Raw genomic sequence first — 649 nt, forward strand, 5'->3', positions numbered from 1 at the left:
GCGGGACAGCGTGGTGTGCGCTTCCCTGGAAATCGAGCCGAAGGACATCGCCCCGGTCGAGAACCGCTTGACGATATCGGCAGCCGACATGACCTCGTCGAGCGCGACCTTCTTGCGCCCGGTTTCTTCGGCCAGCCTGATCTTGAACAGGCCGCGAATGCTCTGCGCCCGCGCCGTCTCGCTGTCGATCTGAGCGGAATAGTCCTTGAACGTCTGCCACGATCCCTGGCGCACGGCGTGCTGCAGGGTGGCCACCGCATCGGGCGACCAGATATGCGCTTCGCCGCGCATGCGGAACATGTATTCGCCGCCGACCTCGAGGCTGTTGCGCAGCACCGGGTCGTTGCCGAAGCCGTCGGCGTGGCGGCTGACCGTTTCGGCCGCGATCTCTTCCAGCCCGACGCCTTCGATCAGCGTCGCGGTGCCGGTGAAATATTTTTGCACGAAGTCGGTCTTCAGCCCGATGGCGTCGAAGATCTGCGCGCCGCAATAGGACTGGTAGGTCGAGATGCCCATCTTCGACATCACCTTGAGAATGCCCTTGCCGATCGACTTGATGTAGCGGGAGACGACCTCATTGGCGTCGACTTCGGCCGGCAGCTCGCCGCGCTTGTGCATGTCGAGCAGCGTGTCGAAGGCGAGATAGGGA

1 protein-coding gene is annotated in these 649 nt (G+C 63.3%); it reads right to left on the reverse strand.

All coding sequences use genetic code 11. The features are described 5' to 3' along the window. Positions 1-649 (reverse strand): glutamate synthase central domain-containing protein (locus tag EOA86_RS37330; RefSeq protein WP_245497515.1); only part of this gene is annotated, 649 nt, incomplete at both ends.

The organism is Mesorhizobium sp. M5C.F.Ca.IN.020.32.2.1, assembly GCF_004023105.1.
In the GTDB taxonomy this organism is placed as follows: domain Bacteria; phylum Pseudomonadota; class Alphaproteobacteria; order Rhizobiales; family Rhizobiaceae; genus Mesorhizobium; species Mesorhizobium wenxiniae.